Annotated in this window: 1 protein-coding gene; it reads left to right on the forward strand. The window is 48.5% G+C overall.

What is annotated here, in order from left to right; all coding sequences use genetic code 11:
* Positions 1–291: invasin domain 3-containing protein (locus EWU23_RS14465; protein WP_166233205.1), on the forward strand; the 291-nt coding region annotated here is incomplete at both ends.

Genomic DNA, 291 nt, shown 5'->3' on the forward strand with positions numbered 1-291 from the left:
AGTACATCGTTACTTCTTCGTCTTCTTCTCCTGTGGCGGGTGCTACCGTAATCATTTCGGCTCAGTTAGCCGATGCCAATGACAATCCAGTTGCTACTTCGGGACAAACCGTTACTTGGACTAAGTCTGATGCTAACGGTAGTTTTGCTTCTGCTACTTCAACCACCAATGCTAGTGGGATTGCTACGGTGGTTTTCACTTCGCATACCGTTTCAGGTACTGCTACAACCGTGACAGCTACTACTTCGGCTATTTCTGGTACTTCTGCTTCCATCACCACGGTCGCGGGTA

The organism is Aquirufa beregesia, from assembly GCF_011090385.1.
GTDB lineage: Bacteria > Bacteroidota > Bacteroidia > Cytophagales > Spirosomataceae > Aquirufa > Aquirufa beregesia.